The organism is Streptomyces sp. PH9007 (genome assembly GCF_059813725.1).
On the sequence record NZ_CM187440.1, the window covers coordinates 5,840,584 to 5,858,934 of the forward strand.

Sequence of the window (18,351 nt, forward strand, 5' to 3'; positions counted from 1 at the left end):
GGGCCGCTGGGCGGGATCCGTCAGGCGGCCCCCCGGGGCCGGACCACCTCCCCGGGGGACTTGTCCGGACGCAGCCCGCGCCAGGACGGCTGCCGCAGCCGGCCGTCGCGGGTCCAGGCCCGGTAGGCGACCTCACCCACCAGCGCCGGGTCCACCCAGTGGGCCCGGCGCCCGTGCTCGCGCGGCACCGGGTCGGCGAACGGCGGATCCGCCCGGGCCAGCGGCTCCAGCAGCGCCAGCAGTTCGGCCAGCATCCCCCGGGTGAACCCCGAACCCACCCGGCCCAGATAGCGCAGCCCGCCCCCCTCGTCGTACGCGCCCACCAGCAGCGAACCGATCGACCCGCCGCGCTGCCCCGCCCCCGGCTGCCAGCCGCCGATCACCACCTCCTGGGTCCGCACCAGCGGCTTCTTCACCCACAGCGGCGACCGCCGCCCGGGCCGGTAGCGGGAGTCGAGCCGCTTGGCGACCAGCCCCTCCAGGCCGTTCGCCCGCGCCACCTCCAGCAGCTCATCGGGCCGTGCCCCGGGCCCGGCGTAGAACGGCGGCACCGCAAGACGTGACTCCGGCGGCGGGGCCAGCGAGGCGAGGACGGCCCGCCGCCGCTCGTACGGCTCCTCCAGCAGCCCGCGCCCCTCGTGCCACAGCACGTCGAAGGCGAAGAACATCACCGGCGTGTACGGCGGCTGCGCGCGCCGCTGCAGCAGCCCGAAGTCGGGCCGGCCCGCCGCGTCCAGCGCCACGATCTCCCCGTCCAGCACGACCGGCCCGGCCTCGATCTCCGCCAGCTCCGGGTAGCGGCCGGTGAAGTCGTTGCCCGCCCGGCTGGTGGCGCGCACCGACCCGTCGGCGCCGATCCGCAGACAGCACCGGTAGCCGTCCCACTTGTACTCGTACCCCCAGGCCCCGGTGGGCGGCTCGCCCTCCACCGCCAGCATCGGCGGCACCCAGCGCGGTACGTCCTCCTCGGGCATGCCCCCAGTACACCGGTGGCGCGGGCGGGCACCCAACAGGTTGCCCACGCGGCGGGGCGCTGTCACCCTTCCGGCCATGACCGAGGACCCACCGACGCGCGGGGCGGGCGGGCAGCACGGCCCGCCCGCCCCGCGCCCGGCTCAGGCCCCGACCTCGGAGCGGTCCCCGCCCCACAGCGTGTGGAAGGCACCCTCCCGGTCGGTCCGCCGGTAGGTGTGGGCCCCGAAGTAGTCCCGCTGGCCCTGCACCAGCGCCGCCGGGAGCCGCTGGGCGCGCAGCGCGTCGTAGTACGCCAGCGCCGCCGAGAAGCCCGGCGCCGGCACACCCAGCTGGGCCGCCGTGGCGACCACGTGCCGCCAGGCGTTCTGGGCCCGCTCCAGCGCGTCCCGGAAGGTGTCGTCCGCCAGCAGCGTCACCGGCGGCTCGCCGCTCGCGTACGCCGCGCGGATCTCGTCCAGGAACCGGGCCCGGATGATGCAGCCGCCGCGCCAGATCGCCGCCACCGCGCCGGGGTCGATGTCCCAGCCGTACTCCTGGCTGCCCGCCTGGATCTGGTGCCAGCCCTGCGCGTAGGCCACGATCTTCGACGCGTACAGCGCCGCCTCCACATGGTCGGCGAACTGCGCAGCGTCGTCGGGGTGCAGCTCGGGCCGCTTGGGGCCGGGCAGCAGTTGCGCGGCCTCGCGCAGCGCGCCGTGCCCGGACAGTGAGCGGGCGAACACCGCCTCCGCGATGCCGGAGACCGGCACCCCCAGATCCAGGGCGATCTGCACGGTCCAGCGCCCCGTGCCCTTCTGCTCCGCCTGGTCGGCCACCACGTCCACGAACGGCCGGCCGGTGGCCGCGTCGGTGTGCGCCAGCACCTCGGCGGTGATCTCGATCAGGTACGAGTCCAGCCGGCCCTCGTTCCAGGTGCGGAACACCTCGGCGATCTGCCCGGGCTCGTACCCCGCGACCCGGCGCAGCAGGTCGTACGCCTCGGCGATCAGCTGCATGTCGGCGTACTCGATGCCGTTGTGCACCATCTTGACGAAGTGTCCGGCGCCGTCCGGGCCGATGTGCGTGCAGCACGGCTCGCCGTCCACCTGCGCGGCGATCGACTCCAGCAGCGGGCCGAGCGAGGCGTAGGAGGCGGCGGAGCCGCCCGGCATGATGGACGGGCCGTGCAGCGCGCCCTCCTCACCGCCGGAGATCCCGCAGCCCACGAAGTGCAGCCCGCGTTCGCGCAGCGCCGCCTCGCGCCGCCGGGTGTCCGCGAAGTGCGCGTTGCCGCCGTCCACGATCACATCGCCCGGCTCCAGCAGCGGTGCGAACTCGTCGATCACCGCGTCCGTGGCCTCACCCGCCTTCACCATGATCACCAGCTTGCGCGGCCGCTGCAGCGCCGCGACGAAGTCGGCCGCGGACTCGGCCGGCACGAACTCACCCTCGTGGCCGAACTCCTCCACCAGCTGCCGGGTCCTGGCAGCGGTCCGGTTGTGGACGGCCACCACATGGCCGTGCCGGGCGAGGTTGCGCGCCAGATTGCGCCCCATCACCGCAAGTCCCGTCACACCGATCTGAGCCTGCCCCGTCATCGCGTCATCTCCCGCCGGTAGGGGGTCGTGGTCCTGACCCATGCAACCAGGCTGCCGCACCTTCGCACGCGTGTGTCCACGATCCGACGCCCCCGTGCCGCGGGAGCGGTCCGCTGCCGCACACTGGGGCCATGGACCTGCAGATCACCGCCACCGACCCCTCGCACCCGGCCACGCTGCTCGACCTGCCGTGGGACGTCCCGCTGGAGCGGTGGCCCGACAAGCACCTGGTGGCGCTGCCGCGCGGTATCTCCCGGCACGTGGTGCGCTTCGCCCGGGCGGGCGACGAGGTGGTCGCGGTCAAGGAGGTGGGGGAGTGGGCGGCGGTGCGCGAGTACGCGCTGCTGCGCGACCTGGACCGGCTCGCCGTCCCGGCCGTCGACCCGCTCGCCGTGGTCACCGGCCGTACCGGTGCCCAGGGGGAACCGCTGGAGCCGGTGCTCATCACCCGGCAGCTGAAGGGGTCCCTGCCCTACCGCTCCATGTTCGAGACGACCATGCGCCCCGACACCATCAAGCGGCTGCTGGACGCGCTGGCCGTCCTGCTGGTGCGGCTGCATCTGAGCGGCTTCGCCTGGGGCGACTGCTCGCTGTCCAACACCCTCTTCCGCCGCGACGCCGGCGCCTACGCCGCCTATCTGGTGGACGCCGAGACCGGGCAGATCCAGCCCCGGCTGACCGATGGCCAGCGCGGTTACGACATCGAGGTCGCGCAGGTGAACATCGCCGGGGAGCTGATGGACCTGGAGGCGGGCGGCAGCCTGCACCCGGCGGTCGACCCGGTCGCGTTCGGCCTGGCCATCGTGGAACGGTACGGCGAGCTGTGGCACGAGCTGACCCGTACCTCGGTCTACCCGCGCGACAAGCGGCACTACATCGACCGGCGCATCCGCCGGCTCAACGACCTGGGGTTCGACGTCGCCGAGATGCAGATCCAGCGCTCGCCGGACGGGGACAAGGTGGCGTTCCTGCCCAAGGTCGTGGACGCCGGGCACCACCAGCGGCAGTTGCTGCGGCTGACCGGTCTGGACGCCGAGGAGAACCAGGCGCGCAGTCTGCTGAACGACCTGGAGACCTGGATGGCGGGCCAGGAGGACTACGCGCCGGGCGATCCGCTCGGTGCCCGGCCCGAGGTGCTGGCGCACCGCTGGGTGCGCGACGTCTTCCGCCCCGCCGTGCGCGCCGTCCCCCTGGAACTGCGCGGCGGCATCGACACCGCGCAGCTCTACCACGAACTGCTGGAGCACCGGCTGCTGCTGTCCGAGCGGGCGCGGAGCGACGTGGGGATGGACGCCACGGCCGCCGATTACGTCACGCAGGTGCTGCCCACCCGCCCCGACCCGGCGGCGGTGGTCACCGCCGGACCGGAGGAGGCGGCGCCGGCGCACTGACGCCGTCTTCCCGGCGGCCGGGCGGCGGGGCGTGGGTCAGCTCCACGCCGAAGTACGTACGGTAGGCGGCCAGGACGGCCGCCTCGTCGGGCAGTTCCTCCGTTCGCCGGCCGAACTGGTCGGTGAGGGTCAGCCGGTTCCCGCTGAGGGTGACGCGGCCGTCCGCCGTGCGCAGCGAACACATCGGCGCCCGGGTGAAGTCGGAGTCGGGGGAGGTGCGCTGCCACCAGCAGGCCATCTCGAAATCGGCCAGCGTCCGTGGCCTCGGCTCCAGCCGGTAGTGGGGTTCGCCGTCCCGGTAGAGGTCCAGATCGCCGTCCGGGGCCTCCCGGAGCTGGAAGACGCCGCCCGGATCGTGCTGTTCCGAGCGGTCCTCCAGACTCAGCGGGAAGTCGGCGAACCGCGCGGCGCCGACGTCCACCAGGAGCGGGCGGTCGGTGTCCACGCGCAGGGCGAGATGGTCCAGCGGCGGCCCGAACCCCTTCTCCCCGTGTATCCGCGCGGCCAGCAGGGTCACCCGGTACCCGAGGGCGGTGAGCAGCGCGGCGAAGGCGCCGTTCAACTCGTAGCAGAAGCCGCCCCGGCGCCGGTCCACCACCTTGGCCACCAGCGCCTCGGGGTCCAGCCGGATGTCCTCGCCGAGGTGGATGCTCAGGTTCTCGAAGGGCACGGTCCGCTGGTGCTCGCGGTGCAGGAGGTTCAGCCGTTCCCCGTCGGGCGGGCCGCCACCGGGCAGGCCGATGCGTTCGAGGTAGGCGGCGACGCGGGCCGCGTCCAGGAAGTCGGTGTTCATGATCACCGTTATGTCATCCGGTCCACCGGCCCGTCATCGGTCCGGGGCCCCATATCCCGGGGAGGAGGCCCTACATCCGCCGGCCGGGTCACCGGGCCGGCGGGACCGGGACCCGCCCCGCCGCCCGCCCCGCCACCCGCGCCGTGGCGCGCGGCTCGGGGGCAGGCGGGCCGGGCGGGCGCTAACGGTCCTCCCCGGCCGTGGCCGCCTCCCGTGTCTTGAGGGCGGCCGTGCCCAGCCGGACGCCGTTGAACAGCAGCCCCATCGACACCGCCATGGCGGCCAGCACGAGCGGGGTGAGGGTGCCCTCGTCCCGGACGGCCACCGCCACCACCGCACCCAGCGCCATCGTCACCACCCCGCCGGCGTTCACCCAGGGACCGGCCACCCGGTGCATCACCGCCCAGTTCTCATCGCTGTCCATCGAGCGCCGGGTCCGTATCCCCATGAAGGCGTTGCGCCCCAACCGGCCGCGCTGCGGCAGAATTCCGGTCGCCAGGATCAGCGCCCCCGCCACCACGAGAATCAGTCCGAACAGTAACGCCGCCCCCGTGGACAGGGATTCCTCCGCCAGATTCCACATTCTGGTTCCGCACCGCCTGTTTCGATTGGGTAAAGGTAAGGAAACTCCTCCGTACCGTAGGCGGATCGCCGGGCCGCGCCAAGTACAGCAACAGCAATGCCGTCATGATCAGGGAAAATGCCGGAAGTCCGAAGAGCACCGCTATCGAAGCGTGCAGAACGGCCGCGCAGAACATCGTCACCCGGCGCGGCAGCAGCCGGCCGAACAGACACCAGGCGAGCGCGAACTCCACCGCGAGGGTGCCCCAGGTCGCCGCCGTCACCGCCCAACTGTGCGCCAGCGTCCACTCCATCAGCCCGTGCAGCGATCCCGGGGCACCGAACGCGCCACTGGTCGTCCAGTACCAGACCGAGGTTCCGTCCCGCCATTCCTCGCCGCCCAGCTTCGCGACGCTCGCCTGGAGGTAGAGGACGCACGCCTGGAGCCAGATCAGCCGCAGCGCCAGGTGCGCGACGATCTGCCCGGTCGCCGGTGCCGTACCGGGGGCGGGCGGCGCGTCCCAGTGGAGGCGCCGCGGATCGGTCAGGCAGACCGGGATGAGCAGCAGGGTCACGACAGCCGCCACCTGGTCGCCGCCCTCCATGACATTGCTGGTGGAGAAGAAGCTCAGCGAGATCCACCAGTGCGGTATCGCGGTCCAGCGAGGGCGCCAGCCCGAGGCGATGACCAGCAGCGCCGCGATCGCCGCCCAGCGCGCCCACTCCAACTGGCCCGCGGGGGTCAGGCAGAACAGCCCGATGTCCCCGTTGACCCCCTCGCACAGCCGCCCCGAGGGGCGCGAACCCGCCACGTAGAAGAGGTGCTCGACGGGGGTGAACAGCAGCGAGGCGGCGGTCGCCAGCGCCATCAGGGTGCGGGCGGTGCCGGTGACCCGGTTGTGCACCGAGTGCGTCAGCATGGCCCGGATCCGGCCGTCCCGCCAGTGTGCGACGTCCCACCGCGCCCGCATCAGCCGGGTGCCGGCCGCCCCGCTCATCCGCCCACCTCCGCGCGGTCGATCTCCTCGCAGGAGACGTCCAGCAGGTGGTAGTCCAGTGGCATCTCGCCGACCTTTCCGGCCCAGGCCCAGGGCACCGGCTCCTGGCGGGTGAGGGCGATCGTTCCGCAGAACCGCGGGTGCTGCGCCGTCACCCGGGCCCGGGTGACGGGCGCCGGATCACCGGCCGCCGCCAGGCACTGCGGAACCGGAACCCCGGCGTCGCACCGTACCCAGCCCGCCTCCTCGGTGGCCCTGGTCAGGGCGCCTCTCTCGTAGTCCTCGGTACGGGTGGCGCGATTGAGCCCCATCCAGGTACGGCCGTCGGCGGCCGGATCGTGGGACAGCCGCTGCCAGCCGTCCTCCCGCAGCCCGTACACCTGTACGACGGGCTCCCGGGGGCTGCGGGTGAAGAACGCCCACCCCTGAGCGGTGACCTGCCGCACGGGTTCGAGCGAGGCCCGCGCCCGTGAGGTGACCACCGCCGACGAGGGAAGGGACGTCAGCAGCACCGTCACCGCCAGGAGCGGCAGGAGCAGCAGGCCGGCGGTGAAGGTGCGGCGCGCGGCGGCGGACACCTCGATCACCGGCTCAGGGGTGGCGTTCACGGTCACCTCAGCGCGCCAGCGCGTCCGTCAGGGCCAGCAGGTGGCGTTCCTCGTCCAGCGAACCGAAGTCGGCGGCGGAGGAGACCCACAGGCCGGTCTTGACCGCGATGGCCACGGCCGCCACCGCCACGGTGGTGACCGCGGCGCTGTGCTGCACGGCGGCGACCGACAGCACCACGCAGACCATGGCGAAACCGCACTGCGGGGAGATCTCGCCGTCCTCGGCGACCAGGCCGGCGTCCCGGGCGGCCTGCCGCACCAGCTCCACCCCGGTGTCCACACCCTGCTGCACCCGCACCACGTCACCGCTGGTCAGATCGGCGGTGACGGTGTCGAAGGCGGCCGGGTCGGTGGACTTCACCAGCGCCACCACCTCCTGCGCGTTGGCGGTGTACTCCTCGACCGTCGTCTCCAGGGTGTCGGGGAGCACCACGCCGAGCTCGTCGGCGACCGGCCCGACCCCGAAGAACAGGCCCAGGAACAGATCCGTGCCGTCCTCGGCGGTCGCGGAGGTGGCGGCGACCGTGCGCTCCCCGGTGACGACGGCCTGCGCCGGCACCGCCAGGGAGAACAGCGCGGTCGCGGTCACGGCCGCGAGCGCTGCGGAGAGAACCCTGCGATTCTTCATTGTTGTCCTGCCTTTTCCGATCGTGCGCGACTGGGGTCCCCACGGCCGCGGTCCGTGAGGATTACGCACCGAAGCCTTCGCCCGGCGGCGGAGCGCGTCACACGGTGCGCGTGCGGACGGATGCCGATTGACACACCGTCAGAGATCGGTTAAGGGGGGCGCGTTTGCTGCGGTGGAAGGGGATTGTCCGACGTGTAATGCACTTGTAAAGTCGCGTCCTGGTATCCACGGGGGACAGGAAAGAGGCGGGGAATGCTGGAGATACCGGTAGTGACTTTGCAATGGGAGCACGAGGGAAGACTGTTGCATCGTGATTTGTCCGAAGACGACCGGGTCCACATCGGGTTCGTCCGGCAGGGTGCTCTGGGAATCCTGCCGGAGGACGCACGGTGGGCGCTGGGCCGGATCACCGCGGGACGCGCGCACTGGCGGATCGACAATCTCAGCGACCGGGTGAGCATCGTGGCCAGTGATCTGGAGGACCCCGAGCAGTACGTACGGGTGCCACCGCACCGCATCCACGTGGTCATGCCCTTCGAGCTGACCGGCCTGGAGATCTGGCACGCGGACGGTGTGCACCGGCTCACCGTCTTCGGCCCCGAACCCGGCCGCACGGCGCCCGCCCCGCCGACCGCGTCGTCACCGGGCGCGCCCGGTGGACCCGACCTGCCCGACACCCGCTACGTCCAGGTGCTGGACGGGCTCCTCGACCTCGCCGACCGGATCGGGCGGCTGCCCAGTGCCCGCGACATCGCCGGCCTGCTGAGCAGCAAGGGCACCGACATCACCCCGCGGGCCGTCCAGCACCATCTCGACTATCTGGTGTACCGGTTCGGGCTCACCGAACAGCGCGGCATCTGGTACGGCAAGTGCCATGCCATCGTGAGCTTCGCCCGCCGTCACGGGCTGCGCACGGCGGCCGGCGCCGCCCGCCGCGCCCCCGCGCACCACTGAACGTGACCCGGGCCGCCGCCCGCGGAGGGGGGCGGCCCGGGCGGGCGGTGGTCAGCCGGCGGGCACCGGCCGTACGGGGTTGCCCTGCCAGCGCCCGCCGCCGGGCAGCCGCTCGGCCGCCATCAGCAGTGACCCGGCGCCCACCGAGGTGCCCGCGCCGACCTCGCTGCCGGGCAGTGTGATGCTGTGCGGTCCCACCGTCGCGGACCCGCCCACCGTCACCGGTTCCAGGCGCATGACCCGGTCGTGGAACAGGTGCGTCTGCAGCACACAGCCCCGGTTCACGGCCGCCCCGGCGCCCAGCCGCACCAGGTCCGGCTCCGGCAGCCAGTGCGACTCGCACCACACCCCGCGTCCCACCCGCACCCCCAGGCTGCGCAGCCACCAGTTCAGCAGCGGCGTCCCGGTCGCGGGCTGCACCAGCCACGGCACGGCGAGGACCTCCACGAAGCAGTCGTACAGCTCGTTGCGCCACACGAACGGGCTCCACAGCGGGTGGCGGCCCGGCCGGAACCGCCCCATCAGCACCCACTTGGCGGCGGTCGTCAGCGCTCCGGCCGCCAGCCCGGCGGCCCACAGCAGCGGCCCGCACACCACCAGCAGCAGCCACGTGGGGCCCGCGCTCCACACCAGCAGCAGCACCGCCAGCGTCGTCAGCCGCAACAGCCCGGCCAGCAGGAGCGGTACGGCCCGGCACAGCTCGACGGCGGCCCGCGCCGCGTACAGCGCGGGCGGCGGCGCGTAGGTGCGCGCCACATCGTGCGTCTCGGCCACCCGGCGCAGCCGCATCGCCGGATTGCCCAGCCACGAGGAGCCGGGGGGCACCCGCTCCGGCGTGTCCGTCAGCACCCCGACCAGCGCCCCGTCGCCGACCCGCCGGCCGGGGCCCACCAGACCGGAGTTGCCGACGAAGGCCCGCTCACCCACCCGGCTGACTCCCAGCCGCAGCCAGCCGCCGCGCAGTTCGTACGGTGCCGCCAGCACCTGGTCGGCCAGGAACGCCCCGTCCCGCACGCGCAGCAGCCGGGGCAGCGCCAGCACGGTGGACGCCTCGACGCACCGCCCGATCCGCGCTCCCTGCATCCGCAGCCACAGCGGGGTGAACAGCGAGGCGTACAGCGGGAACAGGGTGCGCCGCGAAGTGTCCATCAGATCGTGCACCAGCCAGGCGGCCCACGCCGGGAGGCTGTCCACCCGGTGCACCCCCGGACGCAGCGACCGGCCCGCCAGCCGCACGGCCAGGGTGAGGAACAGCGCGTGGCACACCATGCCCAGCACCACCAGCACCGGCAGCCGCAGCGTCAGTTCGGCGGTGCCACCGGTGGACGGCAGCGCGTGGGCCAGTACCAGCGAGGGCACCCAGGCCACCCACAGCAGCAGCGCCCGCAGCGCCGGGGTGAGCGCGTACCCCAGCGCCCAGCGGCGTGAGCGGGTGCCGCGGGCGGCGGGCCAGGCGTATTCGGCCGGCTGTCGTGCGGCGGGGGAGCCGCCCCAGCACTCACCGGCCGGGATCCGTCCGGCCACGCTGCCGCCGGGCAGCACCTCGGCGCCCGCCCCCACCTCGGCGCCGGGCAGCAGGGTGACGCGGGCGCCCACCCGCGCGCCGGCCCCGACGGTGACGGGCCCGATCCGTACCACCGTGCCGTCCAGCCACCAGCCGGCCAGATCGGCCTCGGGCTCCACGGCGCAGCCGTCGCCGAAGGTACCGAGCCCGGTGACCGGCGGCAGCGCCCGCAGATCCACCCGCTGTCCGACCCGGCAGCCCAGCAGCCGCGCGTACCACACGACGAGCGGGGTGCCGGTGATGGTGGCCAGGCCCAGCGCGGTGACCAGCCGTTCCGCCGCCCACAGCCGCAGGTGGGCGCCGCCGCCTCGCGGCAGTTCACCGGGGGTCAGCCGGGTGCCGCGCAGCAGCCGTACCCCGCCGGCCGCCAGCAGCACCTTGCCGGGCAGGGTGAACAGCAGGGCGTAACCGGGGATCAGCAGCCACCAGGACAGGGTGGGCAGCCAGCCCTGGTAGCCGGCGGCCGTCAGGGCGGTGCCGGCCAGCGCGATCGCCAGCAGCCAGCGCAGTCCGGCCACGGAGTGCAGCAGTGGCTGGGCGGCGAGTTGCAGGCAGCCGGTCCACCACGGGGTGCGGGGCGGGGCGGTCGCGGGTGCCGGGCCGGTCCCGGGGGGCGCCTGGGGCGCCCGTGGCGCCGGGGGCGCGGGGGGTTTCTCGGTGAGCAGCGTGCGCAGTGCGCCGGGGGTGGGGTGCCGGTAGAGGTCGGCGACGGAGATGTGGGGGTGGTGCTCACGCAGCGCGGAGATCAGCCGGGCGGCGGCGAGGGAGGTGCCGCCCTGGTCGAAGAAGTCGTCCTCGGGGCCGGCCTGAACGCCCAGCAGGTCGCTCCACAGGCCGAGCAGCCGGCGGGTGACCGGGTCGGCGGGGCCGGGCTCGGGCTCGGGCTCGTGCCCGGGCCCCGGCACGCCGGCGGGCAGCGGCCAGGGCAGGGCGGCGCGGTCCACCTTGCCCGAGGACTTGAGCGGGAAGCACGGCAGTACGGCGAGCCGGGGGACCAGGGCGGCGGGCAGCGTCGCGCGCAGCCGGCGCAGCGCGTCCGCGCGGTCGAAGCGCCCCGGGTCGCCGTGGGAGGGCACCAGATAGCCGACCAGGACATCGAGGCCGCCGGGGGTGCGGCGCACCATCGCGGCGGCGGCGGAGACCTGCGGCAGGGCGAGCAGCGCGGCGTCGATCTCGCCGAGTTCGACCCGGCGGCCCCCGATCTTGATCTGGTCGTCCGCCCGGCCGGTGAACTCCAGGCCCTCGGGGGTGGCGCGGACCAGGTCGCCGCTGCGGTAGGCGCGCTGCCAGCCCAGTGCGGGCAGCGGCGCGAACCGTTCGGCGTCCTTGTCCGCGTCGAGGTAGCGGCCGAGGCCCACGCCGCCGATGACCAGTTCGCCGCTCTCCCCGCAGGGCACGGGAACGCCGTCCCGGTCGGTGACCGCCAGTTCCCAGCCGTTCAGGGGCAGTCCGATGCGCACCGGCTCGCCGTCGTGCAGCTGGGCGGCGCAGGCCACCACGGTGGTCTCGGTGGGGCCGTAGGTGTTCCACACCTCGCGCCCGTCGCGGGCGAAGCGGCGCACCACCTCGGGCGGGCACGCCTCTCCGCCGACGATCAGCAGCCGCACCCCGGCGAGCATGTCGGCCGACCACAGGGCCGCCAGGGAGGGCACCGTGGAGACGACGGTGATCCGCCGCTCGCCCAGCCAGGGGCCGAGTTCGGCGCCGGTGCGCACCAGGGCGCGCGGGGCGGGCACCAGGGCGGCGCCGTGCCGCCAGGCCAGCCACATCTCCTCGCAGGAGGCGTCGAAGCCGACCGAGAGCCCGGCCAGCACCCGGTCGCCGGGGCCGATGGGGGCGTCGGGCACGAACAGCGCGGCCTCGGCGTCGGCGAAGGCGGCGGCCGAACGGTGGGTGATGGCCACCCCCTTGGGCTTTCCGGTGGAGCCCGAGGTGAAGATGATCCAGGCGTCGTCCGCCGGTTCGGGTGCGCGCGGCAGTCCGCCCGGCGGGGTGCCGGGCACGGCGGTGGCCCGCCCGCCCGGGCCGAGCACGGCGCACACCCCGGCCTCGCGCCACACCAGTTCGGCACGTTCCGCCGGGTCCTCGGCGTCCACCGGCACATAGGCGGCGCCGGCGGCCAGGACGCCGAGCACCCCGATGTACAGGTCGGCGCCGCCGGAGGGGATGCGTACCCCCACCCGGTCCCCGGCCCCCACCCCGGCCCGGTGCAGCCGCTGGGCCACCTCGGTCACGCGGCGGTCGAGATCCCGGTAGCTGAGCGGTTCCCCGCCGTCGTCGAGGGCGATGGCCTCGGGCCACCGGGTCACGGACTCCCGCAGCACGTCGAGCAGGGTGCGTTCCCGTGCGGGGGGAGCCGACCGGTACACGGCCGGTTCCCCGGGAGCCAGGTGGACCCCCCGTTCCTTACTGAAAAGTCCGATGTTCTTACCGGAAATTTTCGCCGACACCATCTGCCCTTTCCGTATCGCGGCCCCTGCCGGATTTCGACGGGATCAATCGAGAGCGGAGTGAGGAAAACATTAGGCATCGGACTCTTTGATTCCACTGAGGGAATTCTTTAATTTCCCTGAGAGAACCCCTTGTGGGGTATGTATTCGCCTATCGAATACGCGTTTATCCGTGGGCTTGTATGAATGGCTGTCACGTCCCGGGCCGTTCCGCCACGGGATAGGGAACAAAAGTGCTGCTGTTCTCGTCGACGGCCAGCCGCTGCCCCAGCGGCGGCACCGCCCGCTGGGGACAGTCCAGCCGTTCGCAGATTCGGCACCCCATGCCCACCGGGGTCGCCGCGGCCCGGTGCGACAGATCGAGACCGGCGGAGTACACCAGCCGCCCGGCATGGCGCAGTTCGCAGCCCAGGCCGATGGCGAACGTCTTGCGCGGCTCTCCCCATCCCCCCTGGTGCCGGGTCACCGTGCGGGCCGTCCACAGATAGCGGCGGCCGTCCGGCATCGCGGCGATCTGCACATGGATGCGGCCCGGCGCCGCGAACGCCTCGTACACGTTCCACAGCGGGCAGGTGCCGCCCGCCCGCGAGAAATGAAAGCCGGTGGCCGACTGGCGCTTGGACATGTTCCCGGCCCGGTCCACCCGCACGAAGGAGAACGGCACGCCCCGCAGGCGCGGACGCTGCAAGGTGCTCAGCCGGTGGCACACCGTCTCGTAGCCCAGGCCGAACCGGTCCGTCAGCCGCTCGATGTCGTACCGCAGCTCCTCCGCCGCGCCGTGGAACACCCCGTACGGCAGCAGCAGCGCCGCCGCGACATAGTGCGCCACCCCGATCCTGGCCAGCGCCCAGGCGTCGGTGTCCGCCGCGAAATCCTGCGCCGCCAGCGCGGACAGCTCCTCGGCGTACTCCAGCAGCGCCACCTGCGTCGCCATCCGGAACGCCCGCTGCCCCGGGCGCAGCCGCCCGGACAGCCGCAGTTCGCGCCGCGCGGGATCATAGCGGTGCAGCACCTCGCAGCCCTCCGCCAGCCGCACCCCGTGCCGCTCCTCCAGGCGCGCCGCCAGCGCCGCCAGCGCCCCGCCGGGCCCGATGCCCAGCGAGCGGGCCAACTCCTCGGCGGCCACATCCAGATCGTGCAGATAGTTCTGCCGCCGGTAGAAGAACTCCCGGATCTCCTCGTGCGGGGACCGCGGCCCCGCGGGGGTCCCTTCGGCGCGGCCCCCGGACAGCTCCGCCAGCCGCTCGGTCAGCGCCGCGTTGCGCCGCCCGTACTCCACGAGTGTCCCCGCCAGCTCCGGCTGCTCCTGTGCGAGGCGCGCCAGGTCCGCGGCGCGCACCCGGCCGGCGCTCACCTCCTCGGCCAGCGCCTCGGTCAGGTCCGCGAGCAGCCGCGCGCTCTCGCGCCGCGAGAAGAAGCCGGGGTCCACGCCGAACGCCTCGGTCAGCCGCAGCAGCACCGGGACGGTCAGCGGCCGGGCGTCGTGCTCCATCTGGTTGAGATAGCTCGGGGAGATCGACAGGACACGGGCCAGGCCGGCCTGTGACAGGCCGTGCTCCTGCCGCAGCAGCCGCAGTCGCGCGCCGGCGTAGACCTTGGTCATCGGTGACCCCCTCCGAAGCTACCCACCAGTATCACGGCGAGCATGGCACGGCGGGCCACCCCCGGTAACACCCTTGACAGCATTGGCCGAACGGCGGCCGAAGATGCGCAGAACTTCGCACTTCGCCAAGGTTGTTGGCACGCAGTGCCACTGTCATGGTCGTGCTGTGGCCCGCCGGGGCCCCCAGCGCCCGGCCGACCGCCGGCCACACCCACGCCGATCCAACCCCGGCACCGGCACGGCGGGCCGCACACCCTCCACTTCCCCGCGCGGGACGCGTCGCGGTCACACCCCTTCGCGTCCACACCCTTCGCGACACCGGGAGACCCTCATGACACACCCACCGCACACCGGCACCGCCGCCCGCGAACTGGCCCGCCACTGGGCCACCGACCCGCGCTGGCGGGGCATCGAACGCACCTACACCGCCGAGGACGTGATCCGGCTGTCCGGCTCCGTCCGCGAGGAGCACACCCTCGCCCGGCGCGGCGCGGACCGGCTGTGGCACGCCCTGCGCGACCACGACTATCTGCACGCCCTGGGCGCCCTCACCGGCGGACAGGCCGTCCAGATGGTCAAGGCCGGGCTGAAGGCGGTGTACCTGTCGGGCTGGCAGGTCGCCGCCGACGCCAACCAGGCCGGTCACACCTACCCCGACCAGAGCCTGTACCCCGCCAACTCGGTGCCGACCGTGGTGCGCCGGATCAACAACGCGCTGCTGCGCGCCGATCAGATCGCCACCGCCGAGGACGCCGGGGACCCCACCGACTGGCTGGTGCCCATCGTCGCCGACGCCGAAGCGGGCTTCGGCGGGCCGCTCAACGCCTTCGAACTCACCAAGGCGCTCATCGAGGCCGGCGCGGCGGGCATCCACTACGAGGACCAGCTGGCCAGCGAGAAGAAGTGCGGCCATCTCGGGGGCAAGGTCCTGGTGCCCACCTCGGCACACATCCGCACCCTCAACGCCGCCCGGCTCGCGGCCGACATCGCCGGCGTGCCGACCCTCGTGGTGGCCCGCACCGACGCGCTGGCCGCCAGCCTCATCACCAGCGACACCGATGAGCGCGACGCCCGGTTCTGCACCGGGGAGCGCACCGCCGAGGGCTTTCACCGGCTGCGCCCGGGCATGGCGTCGGCCATCGCGCGCGGCCTCGCCTACGCCCCGTACGCCGATCTGCTGTGGATGGAGACCGGCACCCCCGACCTCGGCCAGGCCCGGGAGTTCGCCGAAGCGGTCCACGCCCGGTACCCCGACCGGATGCTCGCCTACAACTGCTCGCCCTCCTTCAACTGGCGGGCGTCACTGGAGGAGGACCAGATCGCCAAGTTCCAGCGCGAGCTGGGAGCGATGGGCTACCGGTTCCAGTTCATCACCCTGGCCGGCTTCCACTCCCTCAACCACGCGATGTTCGACCTGGCCCATCGCTACGCCGAGCACGGCATGACGGCCTATGTGGATCTCCAGGAACGCGAGTTCGCCGCACAGCGGCGCGGCTTCACCGCCGTGCGCCACCAGCGCGAGGTGGGCACCGGCTACTTCGACCAGGTGGCCACCGCCCTCAACCCCGCCTCCGAGACGACGGCACTGCGCGGCTCCACCGAGGAGCAGCAGTTCCACTGAGCCACCACCCGGGGGGCGCTCCCCGGCCGGCCGGCACCCTACGGGTCGGCCGGCCGGGGCAGCATCCGGCGCGCGGTGGCTCAGCCCACCGGCAGCGCCGCCGTGCGACCGCCGGCGAACAGCCGGGCGGCCGAGGTGCCGAGTCCCAGCGGGCCGACCGGGATCCGCCCGCCCCCGCCGACCGGACGGCGCAACTCGTCCTCGTCGTAGCGGTGACAGTCCTGATGCCAGATCAGAATGCCCGCCAGCCAGTGCTCCAGCTCGCGCACGTAGCCGGCCAGGATCTCGCGGGTCTCGTCCGGCAGCGCGAAATCGTCGTACAGCACCGGTAGTTCGTGCTCCGCGACATGCTGGAACTGCCGCATCCGGCCGTTCATCAGATCGTCCACGATCCGCAGGGCGGTGTCCCGGTCGCAGTCGAAGAAGTTCTGCACCACCAGAATGCCGTTGTGCACCTCGCCCTCGAACTCGATCTCCTTCTGGTACGAGAACACGTCGTTCATCAGGCAGGCGTAGTCGGCGGCGGCGTTCTCCAGCGACCGCATCGGGCCGCTGCGGTAGATCTCCGGAGGCACCAGGTTGCCGTGCCCCAGCCGGGCCAGCGACATCGTCAGATCGGAACCGAAGGTCTTGCGGCGCATCTCGATGTAGTCGACCGGGTCGGGCACCCGGTGGAACGCCTGGTTGTCCAGCTCCCACAGCCAGCTGCCCACCATGTCCGAGACGGTGGTACGGAAGGCCGTGCGCCCCGCTTCGTCCAGCGGCCCCGCGGTGCGCCGCCACAGGTCGGCCAGCGACCGCTCCAGCGCGTTCGCCGGCGGGGGAGGGGGCGTGTCGTCCACCGGCATGAGCGCGTTCAGCCGCTCGGCGCAGACCCGCGCGCCCACCAGGTCCCGGCCGCGCCCGAAGACCGCCGGGAAGTAGTCGTCCGCGTAGGTGCCCCAGGTCAGCCAGTCGGAGGTGAGGTTCAGCTGCTCGGCGCTGGCGTCGGGGTGGATCCCGGCCGAACACAGCGGGAAGTCGAAGGCGCGCAGCTTGTGTTCGTCCCAGATGTAGGAGGCGGGCACCCCGGGCTGCGGCTCCAGCAGCCCCATCGCCCGCGACCACTCCACGACATGCCGCCTCGCCGTCTCCAGGTGCGGGCTGAGCGTGGTGCGGAACGGCATCACGAACTCGGGCAGCGTCAGCGGCCCGATCCGCTCGTACGGCCGGTGCGCGTGCCGCCTGGCACGCCCGCGCTCGGCGCGCGCCGTGGTGCGTACCCCGCCCGGCAGGACGGCCGAGGTGCCCGGGCCGCTCAGCCCGAACAGCGCCCCGGAGCCGGTCACTCCGGTGGCGCCCTCGTTCATGTAGCGGCTGGAGCGCAGATGCCACTCGTGGCCGCCGGACTGCCAGTCCTGCAGGCCCTTCACGTAGGCGAGCACCGCGGCGCACTCCTGCGGGCCCAGCCCGTGTTCGGCGAAGAGCGGGGCGAGTTCGGTGAGGGCGGTGTGCTCGAACTGCTGCAGCCGTGAGGTCAGCATGTCGTTCACCGCCTCGGCCGCCTCCTGGGTGGTGCAGCCCAGGAAGGTCTCCAGCACCAGTACGCCGTTGCTCAGTTCGCCCTCCTCCTCCACCTCCCGCTGGTAGGAGAAGAGGTCGTTGCGCAGGTGCACCGCGTCGGAGAAGGCGTCGCGCAGCACCAGCAGCGGGCGGGCGCCGGCCACCGCCGCCGGCACCTCGGCGTCCGCCGCGTGCTCGATCAGCCCGGCGGACCAGGGCGCGCCGCCGACCTTGCGGCGCATCTCGATGTACTCCACCGGATTGGCGATCCGGTGCGCGTTGATGTTCGACAGCTCCCACAGGGACTCGTTGAGCAGATGTTCGGTGCTCTCCGCGAAGCGCGCCCGCCACTGCGGCGAGCGGTCCGGCACCGTGCGCAGCCACAGGTCCTTCAGGCCCGCCTCCACCGGGTTGAGCGGCTCGGGGACCCCGGCACCGTCGTCCAGCGGCATGAACGCCGGCAGCCGGTCCAGATGGGCCTTGCCGCCCTCGCGGTCCTGCGGACGTTTGAACATGTCCAGGAAGTGGTCGTCGAAGAAGAACACCCACACATACCAGTCCGTCACCAGATTCAGCATCTCGGCCGAGCAGTCCGGATGGGTGTACGCGCACAGCAGCGCGTAGTCGTGGGCGTCGAGATCCCGCTGTTCCCACACGCCCGATCCCTCCAGCATTCCCCTCTCGCGGGCCCAGAGGCGGGAATGCTCTCTGGCCTGTTCGAGATGGGGATTGAGCCGGGCGGGATAGGGCGTGTAGAAATCGGGAAGCTGGAACGGCTGGGTCACCGTGATCTGGCCTTCCGTGAAAAACGCATCCGGCGCGCACGCGGGCGCGTCCGTTGTCCCGCAGGCCCTACCCCATACCGAAACCCGACTATCCGTCTGTCGAATTAGTACATCTGACCTTGGGGGGGAGAAGCCGCCGTCACCCGGGAGCGGAGCCGCGCGGCATGTGCTCCATCTGCCCCCGCCGGCCCGCCCCCATACCGCCGGGTCGGGCACAGTGGCACCACGGCACGCGTACCCCACGGAAGCGGGACCCCATGCACGGCACGGCACGGCGCACCCACCCCAGGACCGGACCCCG

Annotated in this window: 13 protein-coding genes; 3 read left to right on the top strand and 10 right to left on the bottom strand. The window is 73.1% G+C overall.

Going from position 1 to position 18,351, the window contains the following annotated elements:
* Positions 1-20: 20 nt before the first annotated feature.
* Positions 21-974 (bottom strand): non-homologous end-joining DNA ligase, encoded by a 954-nt coding sequence (gene ligD / locus ACTFAP_RS26755; RefSeq protein WP_500467640.1) that lies wholly within the window; start codon positions 972-974, stop codon positions 21-23.
* Positions 975-1,115: 141 nt separating this feature from the next.
* Positions 1,116-2,552, bottom strand: coding sequence for an NADP-dependent phosphogluconate dehydrogenase (gene gnd / locus ACTFAP_RS26760; RefSeq protein WP_500467641.1), 1,437 nt, complete (start codon positions 2,550-2,552; stop codon positions 1,116-1,118).
* 131 nt (positions 2,553-2,683) lie between these two features.
* Between gnd and ACTFAP_RS26765 the strand changes: the two genes are divergently transcribed.
* Complete coding sequence (locus ACTFAP_RS26765) at positions 2,684-3,943, top strand: DUF4032 domain-containing protein (protein WP_495682697.1); 1,260 nt, start codon at positions 2,684-2,686, stop codon at positions 3,941-3,943.
* Here ACTFAP_RS26765 and ACTFAP_RS26770 read toward each other — a convergent pair.
* From ACTFAP_RS26770 to ACTFAP_RS26790, 5 genes are all read right to left on the bottom strand, one after another.
* Positions 3,906-4,736 (bottom strand): arylamine N-acetyltransferase family protein, encoded by an 831-nt coding sequence (locus tag ACTFAP_RS26770; RefSeq protein WP_500467642.1) that lies wholly within the window; start codon positions 4,734-4,736, stop codon positions 3,906-3,908. The genes ACTFAP_RS26765 and ACTFAP_RS26770 overlap by 38 nt on opposite strands.
* A gap of 181 nt (positions 4,737-4,917) precedes the next feature.
* Positions 4,918-5,160 (bottom strand): SdpI family protein, encoded by a 243-nt coding sequence (locus ACTFAP_RS26775; protein ID WP_495682699.1) that lies wholly within the window; start codon positions 5,158-5,160, stop codon positions 4,918-4,920.
* Positions 5,147-6,295 carry a sporulation-delaying protein SdpB family protein gene (locus ACTFAP_RS26780; protein ID WP_495682700.1) on the bottom strand — a complete coding sequence of 383 codons (1,149 nt, stop codon included), beginning with the start codon at positions 6,293-6,295 and terminating at the stop codon, positions 5,147-5,149. The genes ACTFAP_RS26775 and ACTFAP_RS26780 overlap by 14 nt, the downstream gene beginning before the upstream one ends.
* On the bottom strand, positions 6,292-6,903 hold the full coding sequence (locus ACTFAP_RS26785) for an SdpA family antimicrobial peptide system protein (protein ID WP_495682701.1): 612 nt from the start codon (positions 6,901-6,903) through the stop codon (positions 6,292-6,294). Before ACTFAP_RS26785 ends, ACTFAP_RS26780 begins: the two co-directional genes overlap by 4 nt.
* A gap of 7 nt (positions 6,904-6,910) precedes the next feature.
* On the bottom strand, positions 6,911-7,531 hold the full coding sequence (locus ACTFAP_RS26790; RefSeq protein WP_495682702.1) for a sporulation delaying protein family toxin: 621 nt from the start codon (positions 7,529-7,531) through the stop codon (positions 6,911-6,913).
* Between the two features lie 315 nt (positions 7,532-7,846).
* Here ACTFAP_RS26790 and ACTFAP_RS26795 point away from each other — a divergent pair, with 315 nt between their 5' ends.
* A complete protein-coding gene (locus ACTFAP_RS26795) occupies positions 7,847-8,485 on the top strand; it encodes a hypothetical protein (RefSeq protein ID WP_495682703.1) in 639 nt (212 codons plus the stop codon).
* Positions 8,486-8,536: 51 nt separating this feature from the next.
* Here the strand turns inward: ACTFAP_RS26795 and ACTFAP_RS26800 are convergent, their stop codons facing one another.
* A complete protein-coding gene (locus ACTFAP_RS26800) occupies positions 8,537-12,373 on the bottom strand; it encodes a Pls/PosA family non-ribosomal peptide synthetase (protein WP_500467643.1) in 3,837 nt (1,278 codons plus the stop codon).
* 319 nt (positions 12,374-12,692) lie between these two features.
* Positions 12,693-14,102, bottom strand: a complete 1,410-nt coding sequence (locus ACTFAP_RS26805; protein WP_495682705.1) for a short-chain fatty acyl-CoA regulator family protein — start codon at positions 14,100-14,102, stop codon at positions 12,693-12,695.
* Positions 14,103-14,433: 331 nt separating this feature from the next.
* Between ACTFAP_RS26805 and aceA the strand changes: the two genes are divergently transcribed.
* Positions 14,434-15,723, top strand: a complete 1,290-nt coding sequence (gene aceA / locus ACTFAP_RS26810; RefSeq protein WP_495682706.1) for an isocitrate lyase — start codon at positions 14,434-14,436, stop codon at positions 15,721-15,723.
* A gap of 80 nt (positions 15,724-15,803) precedes the next feature.
* Here aceA and ACTFAP_RS26815 read toward each other — a convergent pair whose 3' ends face one another.
* Complete coding sequence (locus ACTFAP_RS26815) at positions 15,804-18,050, bottom strand: terpene synthase family protein (protein ID WP_500467644.1); 2,247 nt, start codon at positions 18,048-18,050, stop codon at positions 15,804-15,806.
* Positions 18,051-18,351 lie beyond the last annotated feature (301 nt).

Coding starts and splice junctions, on each gene's coding strand:
- ligD (WP_500467640.1), bottom strand. CDS start 974: ATGCCCGAGGAGGACGTACCGCGCTGGGTGCCGCCGATGCTGGCGGTG.
- gnd (WP_500467641.1), bottom strand. CDS start 2,552: ATGACGGGGCAGGCTCAGATCGGTGTGACGGGACTTGCGGTGATGGGG.
- ACTFAP_RS26765 (WP_495682697.1), top strand. CDS start 2,684: ATGGACCTGCAGATCACCGCCACCGACCCCTCGCACCCGGCCACGCTG.
- ACTFAP_RS26770 (WP_500467642.1), bottom strand. CDS start 4,736: ATGAACACCGACTTCCTGGACGCGGCCCGCGTCGCCGCCTACCTCGAA.
- ACTFAP_RS26775 (WP_495682699.1), bottom strand. CDS start 5,160: ATGGACAGCGATGAGAACTGGGCGGTGATGCACCGGGTGGCCGGTCCC.
- ACTFAP_RS26780 (WP_495682700.1), bottom strand. CDS start 6,295: ATGAGCGGGGCGGCCGGCACCCGGCTGATGCGGGCGCGGTGGGACGTC.
- ACTFAP_RS26790 (WP_495682702.1), bottom strand. CDS start 7,531: ATGAAGAATCGCAGGGTTCTCTCCGCAGCGCTCGCGGCCGTGACCGCG.
- ACTFAP_RS26805 (WP_495682705.1), bottom strand. CDS start 14,102: ATGACCAAGGTCTACGCCGGCGCGCGACTGCGGCTGCTGCGGCAGGAG.
- aceA (WP_495682706.1), top strand. CDS start 14,434: ATGACACACCCACCGCACACCGGCACCGCCGCCCGCGAACTGGCCCGC.